Genomic DNA, 22,884 nt, shown 5'->3' with positions numbered 1-22,884 from the left:
ACCAGGTGTGATCTGGTCTAACAAACACAAATGCACTCGTAGCTCAGCTGGATAGAGTACTCGGCTACGAACCGAGCGGTCACAGGTTCGAATCCTGTCGAGTGCACCATTTAAGAGTTAGTTGCAGCAATGTGAATAACTTGGTTTCAGCCAGTTGTGGTCTGGTCTAAAAACACAAATTGCACTCGTAGCTCAGCTGGATAGAGTACTCGGCTACGAACCGAGCGGTCACAGGTTCGAATCCTGTCGAGTGCACCATATACCGAAAAGCCCGCGTTTATCGCGGGCTTTTTGCTGTCCGGGATTTGGCTTTTGCCTTCACGCACCCCCTCTCATCAAAATCAATTTGAGCACTACGGCCTCGCTTGAGGTCGTATCGATAGCTGGTCGTCGATGTTCGGGTATTTACCTTGTCCGGTTTGCCTAGCGCGCTTTCGACGTCTTGTTGGTTCATGCCGGCAATGACGCGTCGATTGATGATCGCTGCGCGCCGTTGCCTGGCGTCGATCAGATTTCCGCATTTGTCTTCGGTGTGGCCAATGATGCCCGGTTCGCGGCCTTTGGTTGTCATGCCGGATGTTTCTTCATGGTTGTGTTCCGGCATCACTGCCACAACTGATCCGGGTGAGTAGGGGTGGACTTCCTGTGCTGAGCGCTGCTCACCTTGTGCACAGCTCATCGAGGTGAACGTGATGCTGCCATCGGCGGCTTCGCAGCGATGGAGGGTGAGGGCGGCCCCGGTGGGCGGCAGGCAGAGCAGGCTGGTGAGTACGAGGTGGGATGGTTTCAATGGCATTCGGCGTCCTCCATGACGATCTACGCTCAAGGGTAGACGCTACATTTTCGAGTGTTGGTGTGTTTTCTTTTCAGGATGAGTCGTCGCATGTGCAGGGATCAGGACAGTGCTCAGGTTTGTTTCGCAAGCGCTTGTTTCGACCGTGATTTTTTAACGTTTTAAACCGTCAGGCGGTGTATCATTGCGCCCGTCAGCCCCGCCGGGGCTTATGGAAAACCTCCATGGACTTACCCAGTAGTTACTCAGTACCCCGTTTCACCAATCATGAATTGACTGATTGATCCTTCCGGCGTGCCCCGCTGCTGGGAGTGGAGTTCGCCTATGTCTGAAATCGAAGTAAAGAAAACACAAGAAAGCCTGCAGGATCGCCTGGCTCAGGTCGTCGAGCTGCTGCAGCGTCAGCGGGTCGTCGAAGACCTGACTCATCGCCAGGAAGGCGCGCATCACGACCGCGTCGAAAATCTGGTTCACCGGCAAAATCTCGTCGAGCTGCAGCGCAAACTCGATGATCTGCACTCCGCCGACGTCGCCTACATTCTTGAAGCCTTGCCGCTGGACGACCGTCTGACGCTCTGGCAATTGGTCAAGGCTGATCGCGACGGCGACATTCTTCTCGAAGTATCCGACTCCGTTCGTGAAACGCTGATCGCCGACATGGACGATCACGAACTCCTGGCTGCTGCCAAGGACATGGACGCCGACGAACTTGCTGACCTGGCTTCCGAGCTGCCGCGAGACGTCGTTCATGAGTTGATGGAGAGCCTGGATAACCAGCAACGTGAACGCGTCCGTTCGGCCCTGTCTTACGACGAGGAGCAGGTCGGCGCGTTGATGGACTTCGAGATGGTAACCATCCGTGAGGATGTCAGCCTCGAAGTTGTTCTGCGTTATCTGCGTCGCCTCAAAGAGCTGCCGGGTCATACCGACAAGCTGTTCGTCGTTGACTACGACGGCGTGCTCAAAGGTGTGCTGCCGATCAAGCGCCTGCTGGTCAATGATCCGGACAAGCAGGTTGCCGAGGTGATGGCCAGCGATCCGGTGAGTTTCCATCCGGACGAAGATGCCTACGACGCTGCTCAGGCGTTCGAACGTTACGACTTGATCTCGGCTCCGGTGGTCGACAAGAACGGCAAGCTGATTGGTCGTCTGACCATTGACGAAATGGTTGACCTGATTCGTGAAGAAAGTGAGAGCGAAGTTCTCAACATGGCCGGTCTGCGTGAAGAGGAAGACATTTTCGCTTCGGTCTGGAAGTCTTTACGCAACCGTTGGGCATGGCTGGCGATCAACTTGATCACTGCGTTTGTCGCCTCTCGAGTGATCGGTCTGTTCGAAGGCTCGATCGAGAAGCTGGTAGCGCTCGCAGCGCTGATGCCGATTGTGGCCGGTATTGGTGGCAACTCCGGTAACCAGACGATCACCATGATCGTTCGCGCCATGGCGCTCGACCAGGTAAGCACCGGCAATACTTCGCGCCTGATGCGCAAAGAGCTGGCGGTAGGCCTGATCAATGGCCTGGTCTGGGGCGGTGTGATTGGTGTGGTTGCTTATCTTCTCTACGGCAGTTGGTCGTTGGGCGTGGTAATGACAGCGGCTATGACGCTCAACTTGCTGTTGGCGGCGTTGATGGGAGTATTGATCCCGATGACCCTGGCAAAAATGGGGCGCGACCCGGCCATGGGTGCAAGTGTGATGATTACCGCGATGACCGACAGTGGTGGCTTTTTCATCTTCCTCGGGCTGGCGACAATCTTCCTGCTCTGATCAGTTGCATCGAAACAGCCCGCCTATTGGCGGGCTTTTTCTTGTCTGCGAAATCTCGAATTCCGCGCAAAAAAAAGCCAGCAGTTAAGCTGGCTTGAGATGTTCGGTATGGCTCAGGACGCGTCTGCTGCCATTTCGGCGTCATGGGCAATCAAGGACACCAAAGCGTTTTGCTGACGATGAGATAGCTGGCGGAAACGTTGCAACAGCTCGCGCTCGTGCAACGACAGCTCCGGGCTGTCCAGGCGCATGCTCAGCTCTTCGCCCAGTGCACCTTCCTGAATAAGACTCTGCTCAAGGCGCGCAATGATCTCGGAGTTCATGCTGCGATGATGATTGCGAGCCACCTCGGCAATGCGTTCACGCATTCCGTCTGGCAGACGTACGACGAACTTGTCAGCCGTACGGCTGGAATAAATTGCCTGTTTCAATGGGCGCATATATTTAACCGGTTAGTTCAGGGGAGCGGTTCTCGGGATTGGCCGCAGGATGTGTGGTAGGACAAGCATCCGCGCCAAATGGTTCAACCTGAATTGTTAAGAGGCCCGCATCATGCCTCAAAATTGCCAGATCATTGGCGTCAATTCTGTGACAAATATTGAGCTGGGTAAAGGCGTAATGCCAGCACCAATTATCAGAAATGCGGACTGGTTGGAAATCTTCGCCTCTGTCCACATCCTTTGCCGCTTCCGGCGGTACATCAATTGATGTCCGCAAGCATCAGAACGTGCATGCTATGCGGGTTCTGCATCCTTGCTCCTTATCTGTACAGGATAGTGGCAAATTGCCGATTTACTAGTGGCAGACACCTGCCGGAGGGCGTTTTCAGGATGGATGGCAAGCTTATTTATTTGATGGGGCCGTCCGGTTCGGGCAAGGACAGTTTGATTGAGGCTGCACGTGAACCACTGCAGGCAATGAACTGCGAGATCATCCGGCGGGTTATTACTCGATCAGCCGAGTCGGTGGGCGAGGATGCGGTGGGTGTGACGCCCGAGGAATTCGAGAATCGTCAGCTCGCTGGCGATTTTTCGCTGGCTTGGCATGCTAACGGTCTTGCGTATGGAATACCGATTGAAATGAATCATTTGTTGGCAGCGGGGCGGCATGTGCTGGTCAACGGCTCTCGCGCAAACCTGCGCCAAGCGTTGGAGCGCTACCCGACGTTGGTACCTGTTCTATTGACGGTAGATGACGAGGTTTTGCGAGAGCGTCTTCTTCGACGCGGTCGGGAGACACTTGAACAGATAGAGGCTCGACTTGGCCGCAATACCCTGTTCAAGGACAGAAGATCAAGCGATGAGTCGGTACATGTAATCGACAATTCGGGCGACTTGGCGGGCGCGGTGAGTCAATTGCTGGATGTGATCCGGTTTAACGCAGTACCGGATCGAACTTGATTTTTCGACCGGCGATCAGTGCCAGGACAAACAATACCGAAAACACGCCGCAAACAATCAGTGGCAGGGTGACAACGGTGTCCTCGAACAGCGAAAAATGCATGACACCACTCATAACGGCGAGAATCAGAAATCCTGCGGCTGACTTTGACATGCTGTACTCCTGAAGATATTTCAAAAAACCAGACGGTTGATCATTTGGGGTGGCAGGGCTTGCTCTCGGGCGCTGACAGCTCTTGGAGCAAAGCTGTCTTTACCGGTTAGAACTGCCAATTGGGGTTGCCTCTGCACTTGCAGGTAATGCGGCATACGTTGGGCTACCGATTTCTGGGTGGCGCTTTCAGGCATAAAGTGAAAGCTGGCCAAAATCGCCAATGCAGCGGCGTTTGCAAGTAAGAGGGTGGTATTCATGAGCGGCGCTCCGATTGTTCTTCTATGGAACAGGCAAAGCAGTCGTCGTGCCAACAGTCTAACCGCTGTTTAGTCCTTTAAAAACAAGGATTTGAGAGGTTTTTTGGGCTTGCAGGGCTTGCAATCTGCATTGGTGGCGTCTTAAGGGCGTGCAAAATGCACGGTAAAACTTCCCGCAGCATTGCGGTGTGCATGCCTACACTTAATATGGCTACGGATGACATGACAAATCAGGACTTGGCCGTTAACATGCAGGCCGTCCGTCACGCAGCGTCTGCTTGTGACAACCCCGTGTCTCAGTAGCTCAATTGGATAGAGCATCCCCCTCCTAAGGGGAAGGTTGGCAGTTCGAACCTGCCCTGGGACACCATCTATTGTTTGAACTTCCCTCTGTTACCAGATTTCACCGGCCTCCAGCCGCTCTATAACGCGATCATTTTGTGCCGCCTGATATTCCGTTGTGTGGACGGGTCGATCTCATCTATAGGGTTTTCGGCTACCTGATAGCTGTTTTCTCTCAATGCGGTAGCGCCTTCTATATAGATAGAAGGGCTTTCGGGTGTTTTCGATAGAAAAGTGAAATTAACGGTTGACGGCAGATTTGAGATGTCTATAATTCGCCCCACTTCCGGCGCAGTCGAAACGGAAAATTCCTTGAGATTCAATGAGTTATGTAGGTTTCGGCAGCAGGTTGCTTCAGTTCATCGAAGCCAGAAGGAAGTTGAAAAAGAGGTGTTGACAGCAGCGTGTAACGCTGTAGAATTCGCCTCCCGCTGACGAGAGATCGGAGGCGCAAGTGGTTGAAGTTGTTGAAGAATTCTTCGAAAGCTTCTGAAAATAATCACTTGACAGCAAATGAGGCTGCTGTAGAATGCGCGCCTCGGTTGAGACGAAAGATCTTAACCAACCGCTCTTTAACAACTGAATCAAGCAATTCGTGTGGGTGCTTGTGGAGTCAGACTGATAGTCAACAAGATTATCAGCATCACAAGTTACTCCGCGAGAAATCAAAGATGTAACCAACGATTGCTGAGCCAAGTTTAGGGTTTCTTAAAAACCCAAAGATGTTTGAACTGAAGAGTTTGATCATGGCTCAGATTGAACGCTGGCGGCAGGCCTAACACATGCAAGTCGAGCGGATGAGAGGAGCTTGCTCCTGGATTCAGCGGCGGACGGGTGAGTAATGCCTAGGAATCTGCCTGGTAGTGGGGGACAACGTTTCGAAAGGAACGCTAATACCGCATACGTCCTACGGGAGAAAGCAGGGGACCTTCGGGCCTTGCGCTATCAGATGAGCCTAGGTCGGATTAGCTAGTTGGTGAGGTAATGGCTCACCAAGGCGACGATCCGTAACTGGTCTGAGAGGATGATCAGTCACACTGGAACTGAGACACGGTCCAGACTCCTACGGGAGGCAGCAGTGGGGAATATTGGACAATGGGCGAAAGCCTGATCCAGCCATGCCGCGTGTGTGAAGAAGGTCTTCGGATTGTAAAGCACTTTAAGTTGGGAGGAAGGGTTGTAGATTAATACTCTGCAATTTTGACGTTACCGACAGAATAAGCACCGGCTAACTCTGTGCCAGCAGCCGCGGTAATACAGAGGGTGCAAGCGTTAATCGGAATTACTGGGCGTAAAGCGCGCGTAGGTGGTTCGTTAAGTTGGATGTGAAATCCCCGGGCTCAACCTGGGAACTGCATTCAAAACTGTCGAGCTAGAGTATGGTAGAGGGTGGTGGAATTTCCTGTGTAGCGGTGAAATGCGTAGATATAGGAAGGAACACCAGTGGCGAAGGCGACCACCTGGACTGATACTGACACTGAGGTGCGAAAGCGTGGGGAGCAAACAGGATTAGATACCCTGGTAGTCCACGCCGTAAACGATGTCAACTAGCCGTTGGGAGCCTTGAGCTCTTAGTGGCGCAGCTAACGCATTAAGTTGACCGCCTGGGGAGTACGGCCGCAAGGTTAAAACTCAAATGAATTGACGGGGGCCCGCACAAGCGGTGGAGCATGTGGTTTAATTCGAAGCAACGCGAAGAACCTTACCAGGCCTTGACATCCAATGAACTTTCCAGAGATGGATTGGTGCCTTCGGGAACATTGAGACAGGTGCTGCATGGCTGTCGTCAGCTCGTGTCGTGAGATGTTGGGTTAAGTCCCGTAACGAGCGCAACCCTTGTCCTTAGTTACCAGCACGTTATGGTGGGCACTCTAAGGAGACTGCCGGTGACAAACCGGAGGAAGGTGGGGATGACGTCAAGTCATCATGGCCCTTACGGCCTGGGCTACACACGTGCTACAATGGTCGGTACAAAGGGTTGCCAAGCCGCGAGGTGGAGCTAATCCCATAAAACCGATCGTAGTCCGGATCGCAGTCTGCAACTCGACTGCGTGAAGTCGGAATCGCTAGTAATCGTGAATCAGAATGTCACGGTGAATACGTTCCCGGGCCTTGTACACACCGCCCGTCACACCATGGGAGTGGGTTGCACCAGAAGTAGCTAGTCTAACCTTCGGGAGGACGGTTACCACGGTGTGATTCATGACTGGGGTGAAGTCGTAACAAGGTAGCCGTAGGGGAACCTGCGGCTGGATCACCTCCTTAATCGACGACATCAGCTGCTCCATAAGTTCCCACACGAATTGCTTGATTCATTGAAGAAGACGATAGAAGCAGCTTTAAGCTCCAAGCTGATAGCTCCAAGCTAACAGTTACGCGCTCGAAATTGGGTCTGTAGCTCAGTTGGTTAGAGCGCACCCCTGATAAGGGTGAGGTCGGCAGTTCGAATCTGCCCAGACCCACCAATTTTGTTATGGGGCCATAGCTCAGCTGGGAGAGCGCCTGCCTTGCACGCAGGAGGTCAACGGTTCGATCCCGTTTGGCTCCACCATATAACTGCTTCTGAAAGCTTAGAAATGAGTATTCCATTGAGAATATTGATTTCTAGTCTTTTGATTAGATCGTTCTTTAAAAATTTGGGTATGTGATAGAAAGATAGACTGAACGTTACTTTCACTGGTAACGGATCAGGCTAAGGTAAAATTTGTGAGTTCTCTTAGTTGAGAAATTCGAATTTTCGGCGAATGTCGTCTTCACAGTATAACCAGATTGCTTGGGGTTATATGGTCAAGTGAAGAAGCGCATACGGTGGATGCCTTGGCAGTCAGAGGCGATGAAAGACGTGGTAGCCTGCGAAAAGCTTCGGGGAGTCGGCAAACAGACTTTGATCCGGAGATGTCTGAATGGGGGAACCCAGCCATCATAAGATGGTTATCTTGTACTGAATACATAGGTGCAAGAGGCGAACCAGGGGAACTGAAACATCTAAGTACCCTGAGGAAAAGAAATCAACCGAGATTCCCTTAGTAGTGGCGAGCGAACGGGGACTAGCCCTTAAGTGGCTTTGAGATTAGCGGAACGCTCTGGAAAGTGCGGCCATAGTGGGTGATAGCCCTGTACGCGAAAATCTCTTAGTCATGAAATCGAGTAGGACGGAGCACGAGAAACTTTGTCTGAATATGGGGGGACCATCCTCCAAGGCTAAATACTACTGACTGACCGATAGTGAACTAGTACCGTGAGGGAAAGGCGAAAAGAACCCCGGAGAGGGGAGTGAAATAGATCCTGAAACCGTATGCGTACAAGCAGTGGGAGCAGACTTTGTTCTGTGACTGCGTACCTTTTGTATAATGGGTCAGCGACTTATTTTCAGTGGCGAGCTTAACCGAATAGGGGAGGCGTAGCGAAAGCGAGTCTTAATAGGGCGTCTAGTCGCTGGGAATAGACCCGAAACCGGGCGATCTATCCATGGGCAGGTTGAAGGTTGGGTAACACTAACTGGAGGACCGAACCGACTACCGTTGAAAAGTTAGCGGATGACCTGTGGATCGGAGTGAAAGGCTAATCAAGCTCGGAGATAGCTGGTTCTCCTCGAAAGCTATTTAGGTAGCGCCTCATGTATCACTGTAGGGGGTAGAGCACTGTTTCGGCTAGGGGGTCATCCCGACTTACCAAACCGATGCAAACTCCGAATACCTACAAGTGCCGAGCATGGGAGACACACGGCGGGTGCTAACGTCCGTCGTGAAAAGGGAAACAACCCAGACCGTCAGCTAAGGTCCCAAAGTTATGGTTAAGTGGGAAACGATGTGGGAAGGCTTAGACAGCTAGGAGGTTGGCTTAGAAGCAGCCACCCTTTAAAGAAAGCGTAATAGCTCACTAGTCGAGTCGGCCTGCGCGGAAGATGTAACGGGGCTCAAACCATACACCGAAGCTACGGGTATCACCTTCGGGTGATGCGGTAGAGGAGCGTTCTGTAAGCCTGTGAAGGTGAGTTGAGAAGCTTGCTGGAGGTATCAGAAGTGCGAATGCTGACATGAGTAACGACAATGGGTGTGAAAAACACCCACGCCGAAAGACCAAGGTTTCCTGCGCAACGTTAATCGACGCAGGGTTAGTCGGTCCCTAAGGCGAGGCTGAAAAGCGTAGTCGATGGAAAACAGGTTAATATTCCTGTACTTCTGGTTATTGCGATGGAGGGACGGAGAAGGCTAGGCCAGCTTGGCGTTGGTTGTCCAAGTTTAAGGTGGTAGGCTGAGATCTTAGGTAAATCCGGGATCTTAAGGCCGAGAGCTGATGACGAGTGTTCTTTTAGAACACGAAGTGGTTGATGCCATGCTTCCAAGAAAAGCTTCTAAGCTTCAGGTAACCAGGAACCGTACCCCAAACCGACACAGGTGGTTGGGTAGAGAATACCAAGGCGCTTGAGAGAACTCGGGTGAAGGAACTAGGCAAAATGGCACCGTAACTTCGGGAGAAGGTGCGCCGGTGAGGGTGAAGGACTTGCTCCGTAAGCTCATGCCGGTCGAAGATACCAGGCCGCTGCGACTGTTTATTAAAAACACAGCACTCTGCAAACACGAAAGTGGACGTATAGGGTGTGACGCCTGCCCGGTGCCGGAAGGTTAATTGATGGGGTTAGCTAACGCGAAGCTCTTGATCGAAGCCCCGGTAAACGGCGGCCGTAACTATAACGGTCCTAAGGTAGCGAAATTCCTTGTCGGGTAAGTTCCGACCTGCACGAATGGCGTAACGATGGCGGCGCTGTCTCCACCCGAGACTCAGTGAAATTGAAATCGCTGTGAAGATGCAGTGTATCCGCGGCTAGACGGAAAGACCCCGTGAACCTTTACTATAGCTTTGCACTGGACTTTGAATTTGCTTGTGTAGGATAGGTGGGAGGCTTTGAAGCGTGGACGCCAGTTCGCGTGGAGCCATCCTTGAAATACCACCCTGGCAACTTTGAGGTTCTAACTCAGGTCCGTTATCCGGATCGAGGACAGTGTATGGTGGGTAGTTTGACTGGGGCGGTCTCCTCCTAAAGAGTAACGGAGGAGTACGAAGGTGCGCTCAGACCGGTCGGAAATCGGTCGTAGAGTATAAAGGCAAAAGCGCGCTTGACTGCGAGACAGACACGTCGAGCAGGTACGAAAGTAGGTCTTAGTGATCCGGTGGTTCTGTATGGAAGGGCCATCGCTCAACGGATAAAAGGTACTCCGGGGATAACAGGCTGATACCGCCCAAGAGTTCATATCGACGGCGGTGTTTGGCACCTCGATGTCGGCTCATCACATCCTGGGGCTGAAGCCGGTCCCAAGGGTATGGCTGTTCGCCATTTAAAGTGGTACGCGAGCTGGGTTTAGAACGTCGTGAGACAGTTCGGTCCCTATCTGCCGTGGACGTTTGAGATTTGAGAGGGGCTGCTCCTAGTACGAGAGGACCGGAGTGGACGAACCTCTGGTGTTCCGGTTGTCACGCCAGTGGCATTGCCGGGTAGCTATGTTCGGGAAAGATAACCGCTGAAAGCATCTAAGCGGGAAACTTGCCTCAAGATGAGATCTCACTGGAACCTTGAGTTCCCTGAAGGGCCGTCGAAGACTACGACGTTGATAGGTTGGGTGTGTAAGCGCTGTGAGGCGTTGAGCTAACCAATACTAATTGCCCGTGAGGCTTGACCATATAACACCCAAGCAATTTGCGTCGAAAGGCCAGATTGCGGTGTGTGAAGACGAAACGAACCGAAAGTTCGAATCTCACAAAAAACACCGAAAGCTGTCACATACCCAATTTGCTGAAGCGAGGCCACAAGGCCACGACTCAGTACCCGAATTTCTTGACGACCATAGAGCGTTGGAACCACCTGATCCCATCCCGAACTCAGCAGTGAAACGATGCATCGCCGATGGTAGTGTGGGGTTTCCCCATGTGAGAGTAGGTCATCGTCAAGATTAAATTCCGAAACCCCAATTGCGAAAGCAGTTGGGGTTTTGTTTTGCCCGCAGGAAAATTTCAGGTGCGGCAGTGCCAACCTTTAAGCCCCCTGACAGATCTTCCTGTCGGGGGCATATCGATGTGGGTATGTCGCAGACTAATCTGCGGCGCCGCCTCCAGTTTTGCCAATCGAAGCAGTGACCTGAGCGAAGCGGCGGCGACCATCAACCTCGTACTCGCGCTCCTGTTCGATCGAGCCCGGTTTACGCATCGTCATATGCGCGTATAAACCCGCTCTCTTGCTGTAGGCACCGAAATGGTTGTTCAATCTCGCAATAAAGCATTCGCTGCCAATGACTACCGGGAAGTCGGCGACAGATTCGATCATGTAGTTTCCCGCGCCATAACCGTAGTACTCCTCGGCGTCCACTACTGACGCAGGAATGGGGCAAATGGGTTTTCTTTCTTGTCCGGTATCCGCTGAATCCTTGCCCACAGTAGTCAGACCTTTTGCTAGCGCGCGTTGAAGTTCAGGTTTCAACGTGTAAGTGGTCTTGCTGTCATCTTTAAGCTGAGTGCGAGGAATACTCAGGCGATAACGGTAGTTGACTGTAAGCGTGGGTACCTCAACGTTGACTTGCAGCGGACTGAGCAAATACACCATATCCACGCCGTACGCGCTATCCCTATAGGCGGCGTAGACTTTGCCACGAATGCTGATCCAGCTCACTGACTGATTGGCACCGCGATCATTGGTGGAATACAGCGAACTGCCGACACCGGAATCCTGGTCAAGCGCAGCGGTTCTTCGAATGAAGCGGTCACCATTACGCCGATAGGTTTCGAAGAAGCTGAACAGTCCCGTGCCGCCGGTGTACGTCTGTACGATCAGATCACGCTGCCCATCTTCGTCCAGATCAAGCAGGTTGAATGTGGTTTGCCCAAGTTCGGTATCAGCGTCCAGGTTCGTGGCTTGTAAAGCTTTCCACTCACCCTGGGTAACGCCCTTGGGGACGGTCTTCGGAAAGTGGTTTGTTTCGGAGTATTGATCCTCATCCGACTCTGCGTAAAACGTAGTCAGCGTACTTTTGGTCGATAGAGCGGCGAGTGTCCGCTCCAAGGCAAATTCCGGATCACTTTGACTCTCTGCCTGAATGAGTTTTTGCAGATCGTCCAGCACTTGTTTGTCGATGTCATTCGGCTTGTAGACAAGTGCGTCCTTCCACTGCGTTTGCAATACTTGCAGGCGCTCGCGATAACGTTGTTCGAGGCAAGAAACATCTTCCGCGCACTCATTGCGGATTTTCAGCCACAACCGTTGAGTGCGCTTGAGTTCAGCTTGTGCAGGAGCAGAGGCTTTGAATAAATCCCGATAAACCACGCCCATCTGCGCATCCAGTTCATACAGAGACTTGTTCGCGCAAACAGTGTTTTCGACGGCATTCGCCGCTTTTGTGCAATCCATTCCAGCCGCCATTGCCTGCTGTATAAACAGCAGCGCACAGACAGACGTGATGCAGCGTCCTTTGATGTACACGATGTAAACCTTGTAGTGGAAAGTTGAACCAGCGCGCAGGGTAATCGCTAGGCGAGGAATCTTGAAGCGCCGGCTTCAGGGAACAGCACTTCTGGCCGATAACCCATTCGGTGACTTAAAAGTCGCGCGAAATCGCTTGATGGCATTTGGCCGCCAGCTATCATCTGCGCGCCTGAAATTGCCCTTACTTCAATTGCCTGGAAATCTTCGATGCTGTCGTATCACCAAAAGAGTTTTCTGATCGTCGATGATTTCTCGGATTTCCGCAGTTCCGTGCGTTCGATGCTGCGTGAGCTTGGGGTCAAGGACGTCGACACGGCCGACACCGGTGAGCAGGCGCTGAAGATGTGCGCACAGAAATCCTACGATTTCATCCTGCAGGATTTCCATCTCGGCGACGGCAAGAAGAACGGCCAGCAGGTACTCGAAGACCTGATGCTGGAAAAGCTCATCAGCCATGAAGCGGTGTTTGTCATGGTCACCGCCGAGACCAGTCAGGCGATGGTGCTTAGCGCTCTGGAGCACGAGCCGGATGCGTACCTGACCAAGCCGTTCAACCGTTCCGGTCTGGCCCAGCGCCTGGAGCGTCTGGAGCAGCGCAAGACGTTGCTCAAACCGATTCTGCAAGCCCTCGACCGTGGCAAACCGGTCGAGGTGCTCAACGCTTGCATCGCCCTGTGCAAGCAGGACATCCGCTATGCGCCGCTGTGCCTGCGCTACCGCGCTGATGCGCTGCGCGACATGAACCAGAACGAAGCGCTGGAGCGTCTTTACGACAGCATCATTGCTGATCGGCCGTTGCCGTGGGCATTTGCCGGACTGGGCAAGTTGCTGTTCAAGCGTGGGCAAGTTGCCCAAGCCAAAGGTGTCTATGAAAAGGCGCTGAAGGTGTTCCCGATGATGCCGGCGCTGTATGACGGCATGGCCGACGTGCTGGTTTCCGAGGGCGACACCAAAGGCGCGCAGCAGGTGTTGGAAGAGGCTATTCGTCTCTCGCCACTGGCGGTGCGTCGACAGGCGCTGCTGGGCAAACTGGCCATGACCAACGAAGATTTTGACACCGCCTCGCGTGCTTATCGGCAGGCGGTGGCGCAGGGCGCGCAGTCGCGCTTCAAGGACCCGGAAAGCAACCTCGGCCTGGCTCACGCGCTGATCAGCAAGGGCAGTGAACGCGGTCTCGACACGCGTACACGGCTGGAGATCAACACCACACTCAGTGCGGTGGCCAAAGAGAACCCGACCGACCCCGGCCTGCAGATTCGCGCGCGTCTGATGAAAGCTACCAGCCTGTTGCTCAACGATGCGGAAACCGCTGACAAGCTCACCGAACAAGCGCTGATGCGCCTCGACGGCATGGAGCAGTTCATGAGTCCGGAAGCGGCGCTGTTGGTCGCCAAGCAGTTGCAGATGCTCGGTCAGGCCGAGGCGGGCACGTCGATGCTCAAGAGCTGCGCGGAGATCTACGGTGATGATCCGGCGGTAATGAAAGACATCGCCAAGCTGACCGATGATCCGACTATTCTCAGCTCCAGCAATGCCGCTGCCGACCTCAACCGTCAGGGCGTGCGGGTGTACAAGACCGGCAACCTGGTCGAGGCCCGCGAGGTGTTCCGCAAGGCGCTGAAGATGCAACCGAAGAACATCAGTATCGCGCTCAACATGGCCCAGTCGCTGCTGCACGGCACCGACACCAGTGTGCCGTCGGCGGAGCTGGAAGAATGTCGGGCCTGCCTGAAAATGGTTGGCCTGATGCCCGACACCGACGCGCGTTTTGCGCGTTATCAGAAGCTGAAAAGCAAGGCGTTTGGCGAATGAACCACGACAAGCAGGCTCTGGATTTTTCTACGGTGATCGCCTCCACTGTCCACGACATGAAGAACTCGCTGGCCATGCTGATGCAGGCTCACAGCCAATGGCTGGGGCGCTTGCCGCAAGAACTGCGCGAAGGCACGGAGCAGGGCGTGATCGACTTCGAGTTCGCCCACCTCAACGGCATGCTGGTGCAGTTGCTCGGGCTGTACAAGCTCGGCGTCAATCAGCTGCCGCTGCAACCGGCGTATCACGAACTCGATGACTTTATCGAGGCGCAACTGGCGGCGCATCAAGAGGTGTTTGCCAGTCGCGGGATCATCGCCACGTATGAAGTCGATCCGTTGAGTCCGCTGGGGTTCTTCGACCGTGAGTTGATTGCCTCGGTGCTTGGTAACTGCATCAACAACGCCATTCGTTATGCTCGCGAGTCGCTGCTGATCACCGTCAGTGACGAGGCCGGACAACTGGTGCTGAGCATCAACGATGACGGCGACGGTTACCCGGCCGAGATGCTCGAGCGTCAGGCTGATTACGTGCAAGGCATCAATCACAGCAGTGGCAGCACCGGACTCGGTTTGTATTTCGCCAACCGCATCGCAGCGCTGCATCAGCGCAACGGTGTTGAAGGTCGCACCGAAATCCGCAACGGCGGTCCACTCGGTGGCGGGGTGTTCAGCCTTTATCTGCCGTGACGCGCCTTTTTGTTTGACGCTGCTTGATATTCCGAACAGCCGAAGCCTATTTTGTACGGGTCGCCGTTCGCGGCTCGCACAATAACAAGGATTGCGTCATGACAACCGATGGCCAGCGTTCACTCGCGCAGCGATTGACGGGCATTGATGAGATTGAATGTGTCACGCCGGATTTGAACGGCGTACCCCGGGGCAAAGTGATGACCGCCGAGGGTTTCCTCGAAGGGCGGCGTTTGCAACTGGCGCGGGGCGTGCTGTTGCAATGCATTATGGGCGGTTACCCGGCAGCGCGGTTTTATGGCAGCGATGACGGCGATCTCGCACTGATTGCCGAGCCGACCCAGATCCATCGCCTGCCGTGGAGCGACGACCCCCGAGCCCTGGCCATTTGCGATGCCGATGAACTGACTGGCGAAAGCTCCAATCTGTCGACCCGTGGCCAGTTGAAAAAAGTCATTGCCCGTTACGCTGCGCGCGGCCTGGCGCCGGTGGTGGCGACCGAACTGGAATTCTTTGTCTTCGCCCCGAACACTGATCCGACCCAAGCGTTCCGTCCGCCGGTGGGCCTTGATGGTCGTCGCGAGGATGGCCAGTCGGCGTTCAGTGTCAGTTCCAATAATGGTCTGCGGCCGTTCTTCAACGAAGTCTATAAATGCATGGCGGCCCTCGGTTTGCCGCGCGATACCTTCATGCACGAGATGGGCGTCAGCCAGTTCGAGATCAATCTGCTGCACGGTGATCCGCTGCTGCTGGCCGACCAGACCTTTCTGTTCAAACACCTGCTCAAGGAAGTTGCGCTCAAGCACGGCCTGACCGTGGTGTGCATGGCCAAGCCACTGGCGCACACGCCGGGCAGTTCGATGCACATTCACCAGAGCATCGTTGACAGCAACAGCGGCAAGAATGTCTTCAGTGACGAGCAGGGTGAACCGACAGCGATGTTCCGCCACTTCATCGGTGGTCAGCAGGCAGGCATGGCTGATTTCACCGCACTGTTTGCACCCAATGTGAACTCCTATCAGCGTCTGTGCCATCCGTACGCATCACCGAATAACGCGTGCTGGTCCCACGACAACCGTGCGGCCGGGCTGCGCATTCCGGCGAGTTCGCCGGTCGCGCGTCGGGTCGAGAACCGTTTGCCGGGCGCCGATGCCAATCCGTATCTGGCGATCGCCGCGAGTCTGGCCGCCGGCTTGCATGGGATCGAGCATGAGCTGGAACCGAGCGAAGCCATTCAGGGCGAGTTCGAGGTGCCGGACAATCTTTCGTTGCCATGTACTTTGCACGCCGCCCTCGAACGTCTGAAACGTAGTCAATTGGCCAGGGAACTGTTCGGACAGGAGTTCATCGAAGGCTACATCGCTTCGAAGACCATGGAGTTGACCAGCTTCTTTGATGAAATCACTCCCTGGGAACGGCGTGTTCTAGCAGCCCAGGCCTGACGAACCGTCGCATCGGGCTATCGTTTTGGTAGCCCGGTCTTTACTGCAAGGAGCCGCTCGGAACGCCGATGCGCCAAATCTGGAAATCCTTTCGAGCGCTGTATTTCGCCTCGCTGATGATGTTGATCGGCTCGGGCCTGCTATCGACCTATCTGGCCCTGCGCCTGGCCGCTGACAACGTCGACGGGTTGTGGGTCGGTGCGTTGATGGCGGCCAACTATTTCGGCCTGGTGCTGGGCGGCAAGATCGGTCACCGACTGATTGCCCGGGTCGGGCATATCCGCGCTTATTCTGCCTGTGCCGGGATCGTCGGGGCGGCGGTGCTTGGCCATGGTCTGGTCGATTGGCTGCCGGCGTGGCTGGTGCTGCGGACCATTGTCGGTCTGGGCATGATGTGCCAATACATGGTGATTGAAAGCTGGCTCAACGAGCAGGCTGATGCCAATCAGCGAGGTCTGGTATTCAGCGGTTACATGATTGCGTCTTACCTTGGCCTGGTGCTGGGTCAATTGATTCTGGTCATGCACCCCGGGCTGGGTCTGGAGCTGCTGATGCTGGTCGCGCTGTGCTTCGCGCTGTGCCTGGTGCCTGTGACATTGACTCGAAGGATTCACCCGGCGCCCCTGCATCCGGCACCGATGGAGCCGCGTTTCTTTATCAAGCGGGTGCCGCAGTCGCTGAGTACAGTGCTCGGCGCCGGCTTGATCATCGGTTCGTTCTACGGTCTGGCGCCGTTGTATGCCTCGCAGCAGGGGCTGTCGACCGAGCAGGTCGGTCTGTTCATGGGTAGCTGCATCTTTGCCGGGCTGTTGGTGCAGTGGCCGCTGGGCTGGTTGTCCGACCGTTATGATCGGGCGCTGTTGATTCGCTGCTTCGCCGGGTTTCTCGCACTGGCTGCGTTGCCGCTGGCGATCCTGCCGCAGGTGCCGCTGGAGGTGTTGTTCGGCGTTGGCTTCTTGTGTTCGCTGGTGCAGTTCTGTCTGTATCCGCTGGCGGTGGCGTTTTCCAACGACCATGTCGAAGGTGATCGGCGGGTATCGCTGACGGCGATGCTGTTGGTGACTTACGGTGTCGGCGCGAGCATCGGGCCATTGCTGGCGGGTGTGCTGATGAAGCTGTTTGGCAGTCAGAGCCTGTATGCGTTTTTCAGTTTCTTCGCACTGGTGCTGGTGTGGCGGATCCGGCCGAAAGCGGTGACCAATCTGCATCAGGTCGACGACGCGCCGCTGCATCACGTGGCCATGCCTGACAGTATGTCCAGCTCGCCGCTGGTGGCCGCGCTTGACCCTCGGGTAGACGAGCAGGTGGTGCAGGAGCAGATGGTGCAGGACCCTGTGCAAGCGCCGCCGACTCCCGAACCTGCGCCTGAACCCGATACACAACCAGAGCCTGCGGCAGAAACTGAAACGGATAGTGGCAACGACAAGCCCGCGCCAGATCTCAGTGGCGGCAGACTTTGAGCTGAACAAAAAACACCACGCATAAAAAAGGGCAGCCCCGCCAGGGACTGCCCTTTTTATTGTCGCTGCAAATCACATATCGTCTTTGTCGAAACGGCGTGCTTCACGTTGCAGCTGATAAACGAAACGCTCAACGTTGCGTGCAGCCTGACCACTGATGTTGTGGAAGCGCAGGCCGGCGAAGGTGATGTTGAGTTTTTCTTCGAAGTGCAGATAGCGCAATTCGACGGAGGTCGGCTGGTTGCCGAACAGCGGCGGGGCGATCAGGCGGTCATAGACCTGGCCCAGTTGCAGACGATCAGTGATATCGCCTTCGAATCGCAGCTTGCAGCCGGTCGCGGAGATATCCAGCAGTTTGCCGTTGATGGGTGTCTTGAGCTTTTCGCCGCCCAGTTCAACGCTGACCAGATCAGTCAGTTTCAGCGCGGCGCGGAAAGCATTGCGGCGCTGGTGGTAAACCACTTCGGTCGGTAGCTCGCCGGTGTAGAAGCGATCACCCTCGGATTCCTCGATATTCAGCGTGCCGGTGCACTCCCAGGCAATGCGTACACCGTCATGAAAACCTTCGACCTTGAACGGCTCACCGGCCAGCAGAAAGCGTTCGCCATCGCGCGGGATCATTTCGTCCAGAGCGATCGAAGCGCTGTCGCGGTCGACCTTGATCAGGTAGCTCTGAAAACGCTGGCTGCGCTCATGGAAGGTGATGATCAGCGGATCGTGGCTTTCTTGCAGCTGGCGCAGGTTGCTGGAGATTTCCAGTGGCGTGGTAAGCACCTTAGGGGGCTGCGGAGCATCATCCGCGCTGAGGGCGTTGGACACGGTTTATCAATCTCCAGACAAAATATGACGACTAGCCAGCATTTTGCCAGCATGTTCCGCGGGTTGATAGAGCTGGCGCATCAACGGCTCATGCCTGGCTGAGCGGACGCGGTACGGCGGGTTTGGCAAATGTACCGCTGGCGTTATAAAGCGCTGGCGCTTCACCACCGGTAAGGATCTTCAGCTGATTGGCCGTGGCGGCCTGCTGGATCTGGATCGACTGGCCATTTTTGACGTTGGCCGCCTGGCATTGAGCGATCAGATCGGTCAGGGCATCGCCCTGGCTCAGCAACTGATCGCCAATGCTTGACTGGCCAGCCAGTTGCTCAAGACCTGAACGATCGGTTGGCAGGTTGAGGCTGGCAAGGATTTCGCTGCGCTTGCGGCCATGCTGTTCAAGCAGAATGATCAATGCCTGTTTGTGCGCCAGAATTTCTTCGAGCAGTGGCATGTCGCGACCGTGCAACGCGAGGGATTCGGTTTGCAGCAACTCCAGCAATTGTTGAGCTGGAGCAAAGTCGTCGTTGATCAGTTGCAATAAATTAGTGTCGTGCATGGCTGGCCTTGGGTTTTAAGCGTCCAAAAGCCTGGCGCAGGCAAAGGCCTAGCGCTGGGCTTCGAAGTTGAGCAGTTTGCTGGCTACACGGTTGCTGTCGACTTTATAGCTGCCATCGGCAATCGCGGCTTTCAACTCGGCCACACGGGCTTTGTCGACAGCAGGCTGATCGCGCAGCTTGTCAGTGACCTTCTGCAACTGTTGAGCCTCATTGCTGAGGTGTACCGATTCCCCGCTTTTTGCGGTACTGGCCGTTTCGGCCTGGGTATTCAGCGGCGCAGAGGTACCGGTTTCGGCGGTTTCCTTGGCGTTGCTGGTACGTGTACTGCCCGTAAGTGACGAGGAGCTGTTCAAACGGCTGAAATCGATGACCATGATAAAAACCTCTGGGAATTTGGACGCTTGCCATGTTTTCGGCCACCCCCTGGAAAACTTTAGGCACATTTACAATGAGCCTTGCATGCGCCGGCGCGTGTCCTGCTGCGGCACAGTTTAGGGAACAGCCGGGGTCAGCGCCAGTTTTCTACATCGCCACTTCCACTTGGCCGGGCGCGGTGACTTGCGCCTTGATGACCCGTTGCGAATTGAGGTTTTTCACGCGTATCTGTTCTTTCAAACCGCCATTGGCCAGTGCTTCACCGGGCATGCGCACGGCCAGCGTACCGCTGCGTGCGGTGATGACCACTTGATCGCCCTTGCGAACCACTTCGGCCTGTTCCAGATGAACCAGGGTAATCACCTGATCGGCGACCGTTGGTCGGGTTAATTTCTGCCCGATCGCTTCGTCTACCGAAGTCAGAAAGCCTTGGTTGATCGTGCTTACGTCGCGCTCTCGCAAGGTCACGTCCTGTGGCTCGATAATCCCTGCGCGTTTCAGTGGCCGCGTGGTCGTCACAATCTCGCGAAACAGGCGGACTTGAGCGGGCACGAACACGGTCCAGGGCGAGGCGCCTTCACAGCGGACCTTCACCGTGACCCGGCCCAACGGACGTGCCGGGCTCTCCAAAGTCGCTGTCAATTCCTTGTCGCACATAGGCATGCGCATACGGGGGTCGAGCTGGTTTACTTCGATTTCGTAGCGACCTTCCGTTTGACTGGTAGCCAGATAGTCTTCTACGGTGAACTCAAGAAAGCCCTGAGTGACGCCGATAAGCATGTCAGGCAAGGTAACCGCATCAGCAATGGCAGGGCTGCCAGCGAAAAAGCAGCAGACGGCTGACATCGCGCAAAGGCTTTTGCGAGCGCGGGAGGTCAGGTGTCGGAAAAATGTCGTTTGAGCGTTCATACGAGTTAAAAAGCAAGCGCCGTGCCGTTTAGCAATGAATGTGCGTCGCAACAACACTTGGCGTTGGTGTAGGAGTCTGGGCATGGCTGGTGTAATGGATTCGGTGAACCAGCGCACGCAACTGGTGGGGCAGAATCGCCTGGAGCTGTTGTTGTTCCGTCTTGACGGTCAGCAGCTCTACGGAATCAACGTGTTCAAGGTGCGGGAAGTGTTGCAGTGCCCGTCGCTGACGTTGATGCCCAAGTCCAGTCCTGTCGTGTGCGGGGTGGCAAATATCCGGGGGGCGACCATTCCGATCCTTGATCTGGCAATGGCCACCGGTTCCGGAGCGTTGAAGGACAAGAACAACCCGTTCGTGATCATCACGGAGTACAACACCAAGACCCAGGGTTTCCTGGTCCGCTCGGTGGAGCGCATCGTCAACATGAACTGGGAAGAGATTCATCCGCCGCCCAAGGGCACGGGTCGCGATCATTACCTGACCGCTGTGACTCGGGTGGACAATCAGTTAGTCGAAATCATCGACGTCGAGAAAGTGCTGGCGGAAGTTGCGCCGACACCGGAAGCGATTTCGGTGGGCGTGGTCGATGTCGAGACCCAGACCAAGGCACTGTCTTTGCGTGTCTTGACGGTCGATGACTCATCGGTGGCGCGCAAGCAGGTCACGCGTTGTCTACAGACGATCGGTGTCGAAGTGGTGGCGCTGAACGACGGCAAGCAGGCGCTGGATTATCTACGCAAGCTGGTCGATGAGGGCAAGAAGCCGGAAGAAGAGTTCCTGATGATGATTTCCGACATCGAGATGCCGGAGATGGACGGGTACACCCTGACGGCGGAAATCCGCGGCGACGCACGCATGCAAAAGCTTCATATCATCCTGCATACTTCGTTGTCCGGGGTATTCAATCAGGCGATGGTCAAGAAAGTCGGTGCAGATGACTTCCTGGCCAAATTCCGCCCTGATGACCTGGCATCCCGGGTAGTCGACCGGATCAAAGCAGCAGATATCAGCTGAGGGCGCTTTGCCTTTGGCGGTCAACACGATTTAAGAGGCGGCATCATTGTCTACGGGTAATTTGGATTTCGAACAGTTCCGGGTCTTCCTGGAAAAAGCCTGTGGCATTTTGCTCGGTGAAAACAAGCAGTACCTGGTCTCGAGCCGTCTCAACAAACTGATGGAGCAGCAAGGCATCAAGTCCTTGGGTGAGCTGGTTCAGCGCATCCAGACCCAGCCGCGCAGCGGTTTGCGCGAGCAGGTGGTCGATGCCATGACGACTAACGAAACCCTGTGGTTTCGTGACACCTATCCGTTTGAAGTCTTGAAGAACAAGGTGCTGCCTGAAGCGATCAAGGCCAGTCCCAACCAGCGTCTGCGGATCTGGTCGGCCGCCTGCTCGTCGGGCCAGGAACCGTACTCGCTGTCGATGTCGATCGATGAGTTCGAGCGCACGAATCTTGGCCAGTTGAAGATGGGCGTGCAGATTGTCGCCACCGACCTGTCCGGTCTTATGCTGACCAACTGCAAGACCGGCGAGTACGACAGCCTTGCAATCGGTCGCGGTTTGTCGCCGGAACGTCTGCAGCGTTACTTCGACCCGAAAGGGCCGGGGCGCTGGGTGATCAAGGCGCCGATCAAGAACCGCGTGGAGTTTCGCTCGTTCAACCTGCTCGACAGCTATGCCGCGCTAGGCAAGTTCGACATCGTGTTCTGCCGCAACGTGTTGATCTACTTCTCTGCCGAAGTAAAGAAAGACATCCTGTTGCGCATTCACAGCACGTTGAAGCCGGGTGGTTATCTGTTCCTTGGCGCTTCCGAAGCGTTGAACGGTTTGCCGGACCATTACCAGATGGTGCAGTGCAGCCCGGGGATCATTTACCAGGCGAAGTGAAGCATGCGGAAATAAAAGGGAGCCCACAGGGGCTCCTTTTTTTTGCCGCATGTTTCACGTAGGAGCTGCCGAAGGCTGCGATCTTTTGATTTTATTTTTTAAGAACAAGATCAAAAGATCGTCCGATCGCGGCCCGAGCCTTCGGCAGCTCCTACAGGGGGAGGTGTTAACAGGAAGAAGCGGCAGAAAAGCGGCATCCGGCGGAAACCGGTTGCCGCTTTTCTGGCATTGCCGCATTGCCGACTCCCCGCAAAGCCGCGGTTTATGGGGGTTTTGTAGGTTGGCACGGCGCTTGCTAAAGCTCAGTTACGAAAAACCGGTCACCTGAAGGTTCCCGACATGAGCATCAGCTTCGATAAAGCGCTCGGCATTCACGAAAAGGCATTGGGCTTCCGCGCCCAGCGTGCCGAAGTGCTGGCCAACAACATCGCCAACGCCGATACCCCGAACTACAAGGCGCGGGATCTGGAGTTCTCCAAAGTGCTTGAAGCACAGACCCAGAAAAACGCTAACGGCACCATCGCCCTGAACATGACCAACTGCCGTCACATCGAAGCTGAAGGCCTGGGCAACGGCGACGAATCGCTGATGTATCGCACGCCGATGCAACCTTCGATCGACCAGAACACCGTGGACGCCCAACTGGAACAGTCGAACTACGCGGAAAACGCCGTCGGCTTCCAGGCCAGCTTCACCCTGCTCAACAGCAAATTCAAAGGGCTGGTGTCAGCCCTGCGCGGAGAGTAAT

The 22,884-nt window shown here is 55.1% G+C and carries 18 protein-coding genes, 5 tRNA genes and 3 rRNA genes; 17 read left to right on the top strand and 9 right to left on the bottom strand.

Annotated features, from left to right (window positions below; all coding sequences use genetic code 11):
- Positions 1–32: 32 nt before the first annotated feature.
- Both PspS49_RS22165 and PspS49_RS22160 read left to right on the top strand, forming a co-directional pair.
- Positions 33–109: transfer RNA gene (locus PspS49_RS22165), tRNA-Arg, on the top strand.
- 72 nt (positions 110–181) lie between these two features.
- Positions 182–258 (top strand) — tRNA-Arg (locus PspS49_RS22160).
- A 19-nt stretch (positions 259–277) separates the two neighbouring features.
- Here the strand turns inward: PspS49_RS22160 and PspS49_RS22155 are convergent.
- Positions 278–796, bottom strand: a complete 519-nt coding sequence (locus PspS49_RS22155) for a cell envelope protein SmpA (protein ID WP_150776410.1) — start codon at positions 794–796, stop codon at positions 278–280.
- Positions 797–1,117: 321 nt separating this feature from the next.
- On the opposite strand from PspS49_RS22155, the gene mgtE reads away from it, so the two are divergent.
- A complete protein-coding gene (gene mgtE / locus PspS49_RS22150) occupies positions 1,118–2,560 on the top strand; it encodes a magnesium transporter (protein WP_150776409.1) in 1,443 nt (480 codons plus the stop codon).
- A 113-nt stretch (positions 2,561–2,673) separates the two neighbouring features.
- On the opposite strand, the gene PspS49_RS22145 is transcribed toward mgtE, so the two are convergent.
- Positions 2,674–3,000 (bottom strand): Arc family DNA-binding protein, encoded by a 327-nt coding sequence (locus tag PspS49_RS22145; protein ID WP_003178899.1) that lies wholly within the window; start codon positions 2,998–3,000, stop codon positions 2,674–2,676.
- A gap of 390 nt (positions 3,001–3,390) precedes the next feature.
- Between PspS49_RS22145 and phnN the strand changes: the two genes are divergently transcribed.
- Positions 3,391–3,960: a phosphonate metabolism protein/1,5-bisphosphokinase (PRPP-forming) PhnN gene (phnN, locus tag PspS49_RS22140; RefSeq protein WP_150776408.1), complete on the top strand. Its 570-nt coding sequence runs from the start codon at positions 3,391–3,393 to the stop codon at positions 3,958–3,960.
- On the opposite strand, the gene PspS49_RS22135 is transcribed toward phnN, so the two are convergent.
- Both PspS49_RS22135 and PspS49_RS22130 read right to left on the bottom strand, forming a co-directional pair.
- Entirely contained in the window at positions 3,935–4,114 is a 180-nt protein-coding gene (locus PspS49_RS22135) for a PA3371 family protein (RefSeq protein ID WP_150776407.1), read from the bottom strand. The genes phnN and PspS49_RS22135 overlap by 26 nt on opposite strands.
- A gap of 20 nt (positions 4,115–4,134) precedes the next feature.
- Complete coding sequence (locus PspS49_RS22130) at positions 4,135–4,371, bottom strand: hypothetical protein (protein ID WP_150776406.1); 237 nt, start codon at positions 4,369–4,371, stop codon at positions 4,135–4,137.
- Positions 4,372–4,664: 293 nt separating this feature from the next.
- Here PspS49_RS22130 and PspS49_RS22125 point away from each other — a divergent pair.
- From PspS49_RS22125 to rrf, 6 genes are all read left to right on the top strand, one after another.
- Positions 4,665–4,741: transfer RNA gene (locus PspS49_RS22125), tRNA-Arg, on the top strand.
- Between the two features lie 700 nt (positions 4,742–5,441).
- Positions 5,442–6,978: ribosomal RNA gene (locus tag PspS49_RS22120) — 16S ribosomal RNA — on the top strand.
- Between the two features lie 123 nt (positions 6,979–7,101).
- Positions 7,102–7,178: transfer RNA gene (locus tag PspS49_RS22115), tRNA-Ile, on the top strand.
- Between the two features lie 10 nt (positions 7,179–7,188).
- Positions 7,189–7,264, top strand: a tRNA-Ala gene (locus tag PspS49_RS22110).
- 234 nt (positions 7,265–7,498) lie between these two features.
- Positions 7,499–10,392, top strand: a 23S ribosomal RNA gene (locus PspS49_RS22105).
- Between the two features lie 153 nt (positions 10,393–10,545).
- A 5S ribosomal RNA gene (rrf, locus tag PspS49_RS22100) occupies positions 10,546–10,661 on the top strand.
- Together the 16S, 23S and 5S rRNA genes with 2 tRNA genes alongside form the textbook arrangement of a ribosomal RNA operon.
- A 140-nt stretch (positions 10,662–10,801) precedes the next feature.
- Here rrf and PspS49_RS22095 read toward each other — a convergent pair.
- Positions 10,802–12,181: a lysozyme inhibitor LprI family protein gene (locus tag PspS49_RS22095; protein WP_160041478.1), complete on the bottom strand. Its 1,380-nt coding sequence runs from the start codon at positions 12,179–12,181 to the stop codon at positions 10,802–10,804.
- A 210-nt stretch (positions 12,182–12,391) separates the two neighbouring features.
- Between PspS49_RS22095 and PspS49_RS22090 the strand changes: the two genes are divergently transcribed.
- From PspS49_RS22090 to PspS49_RS22075, 4 genes are all read left to right on the top strand, one after another.
- Positions 12,392–13,996, top strand: coding sequence for a tetratricopeptide repeat-containing response regulator (locus PspS49_RS22090; RefSeq protein WP_160041476.1), 1,605 nt, complete (start codon positions 12,392–12,394; stop codon positions 13,994–13,996).
- Positions 13,993–14,685, top strand: coding sequence for a HAMP domain-containing sensor histidine kinase (locus tag PspS49_RS22085; protein WP_127929422.1), 693 nt, complete (start codon positions 13,993–13,995; stop codon positions 14,683–14,685). The genes PspS49_RS22090 and PspS49_RS22085 overlap by 4 nt, the downstream gene beginning before the upstream one ends.
- Positions 14,686–14,885: 200 nt before the next feature.
- Positions 14,886–16,127, top strand: a complete 1,242-nt coding sequence (locus PspS49_RS22080) for a glutamine synthetase family protein (protein WP_174245133.1) — start codon at positions 14,886–14,888, stop codon at positions 16,125–16,127.
- Positions 16,128–16,195: 68 nt separating this feature from the next.
- Entirely contained in the window at positions 16,196–17,587 is a 1,392-nt protein-coding gene (locus tag PspS49_RS22075) for an MFS transporter (protein WP_160041472.1), read from the top strand.
- Positions 17,588–17,659: 72 nt separating this feature from the next.
- Here PspS49_RS22075 and PspS49_RS22070 read toward each other — a convergent pair whose 3' ends face one another.
- From PspS49_RS22070 to flgA, 4 genes are all read right to left on the bottom strand, one after another.
- Entirely contained in the window at positions 17,660–18,406 is a 747-nt protein-coding gene (locus tag PspS49_RS22070; protein ID WP_150776192.1) for a flagellar brake protein, read from the bottom strand.
- A gap of 88 nt (positions 18,407–18,494) precedes the next feature.
- On the bottom strand, positions 18,495–18,962 hold the full coding sequence (locus tag PspS49_RS22065; protein WP_127929418.1) for a flagellar protein FlgN: 468 nt from the start codon (positions 18,960–18,962) through the stop codon (positions 18,495–18,497).
- Between the two features lie 48 nt (positions 18,963–19,010).
- Positions 19,011–19,337: a flagellar biosynthesis anti-sigma factor FlgM gene (gene flgM / locus PspS49_RS22060; RefSeq protein ID WP_123376398.1), complete on the bottom strand. Its 327-nt coding sequence runs from the start codon at positions 19,335–19,337 to the stop codon at positions 19,011–19,013.
- Between the two features lie 148 nt (positions 19,338–19,485).
- The gene (flgA, locus tag PspS49_RS22055; protein WP_081265242.1) at positions 19,486–20,247 is read right to left on the bottom strand and encodes a flagellar basal body P-ring formation chaperone FlgA; all 762 of its coding nucleotides are present in this window, start codon (positions 20,245–20,247) and stop codon (positions 19,486–19,488) included.
- Positions 20,248–20,329: 82 nt separating this feature from the next.
- Between flgA and PspS49_RS22050 the strand changes: the two genes are divergently transcribed.
- From PspS49_RS22050 to flgB, 3 genes are all read left to right on the top strand, one after another.
- Positions 20,330–21,262 carry a chemotaxis protein CheV gene (locus PspS49_RS22050; RefSeq protein WP_007917585.1) on the top strand — a complete coding sequence of 311 codons (933 nt, stop codon included), beginning with the start codon at positions 20,330–20,332 and terminating at the stop codon, positions 21,260–21,262.
- Between the two features lie 46 nt (positions 21,263–21,308).
- The gene (gene cheR / locus PspS49_RS22045) at positions 21,309–22,136 is read left to right on the top strand and encodes a protein-glutamate O-methyltransferase CheR (RefSeq protein ID WP_016983976.1); all 828 of its coding nucleotides are present in this window, start codon (positions 21,309–21,311) and stop codon (positions 22,134–22,136) included.
- 339 nt (positions 22,137–22,475) lie between these two features.
- Positions 22,476–22,883 carry a flagellar basal body rod protein FlgB gene (gene flgB, locus PspS49_RS22040; RefSeq protein WP_160041470.1) on the top strand — a complete coding sequence of 136 codons (408 nt, stop codon included), beginning with the start codon at positions 22,476–22,478 and terminating at the stop codon, positions 22,881–22,883.
- Position 22,884 lies beyond the last annotated feature (1 nt).

The sequence above is a fragment of the Pseudomonas sp. S49 genome, from assembly GCF_009866785.1.
GTDB lineage: Bacteria > Pseudomonadota > Gammaproteobacteria > Pseudomonadales > Pseudomonadaceae > Aquipseudomonas.
This window is presented reverse-complemented; position numbering and strand designations above follow the sequence as displayed.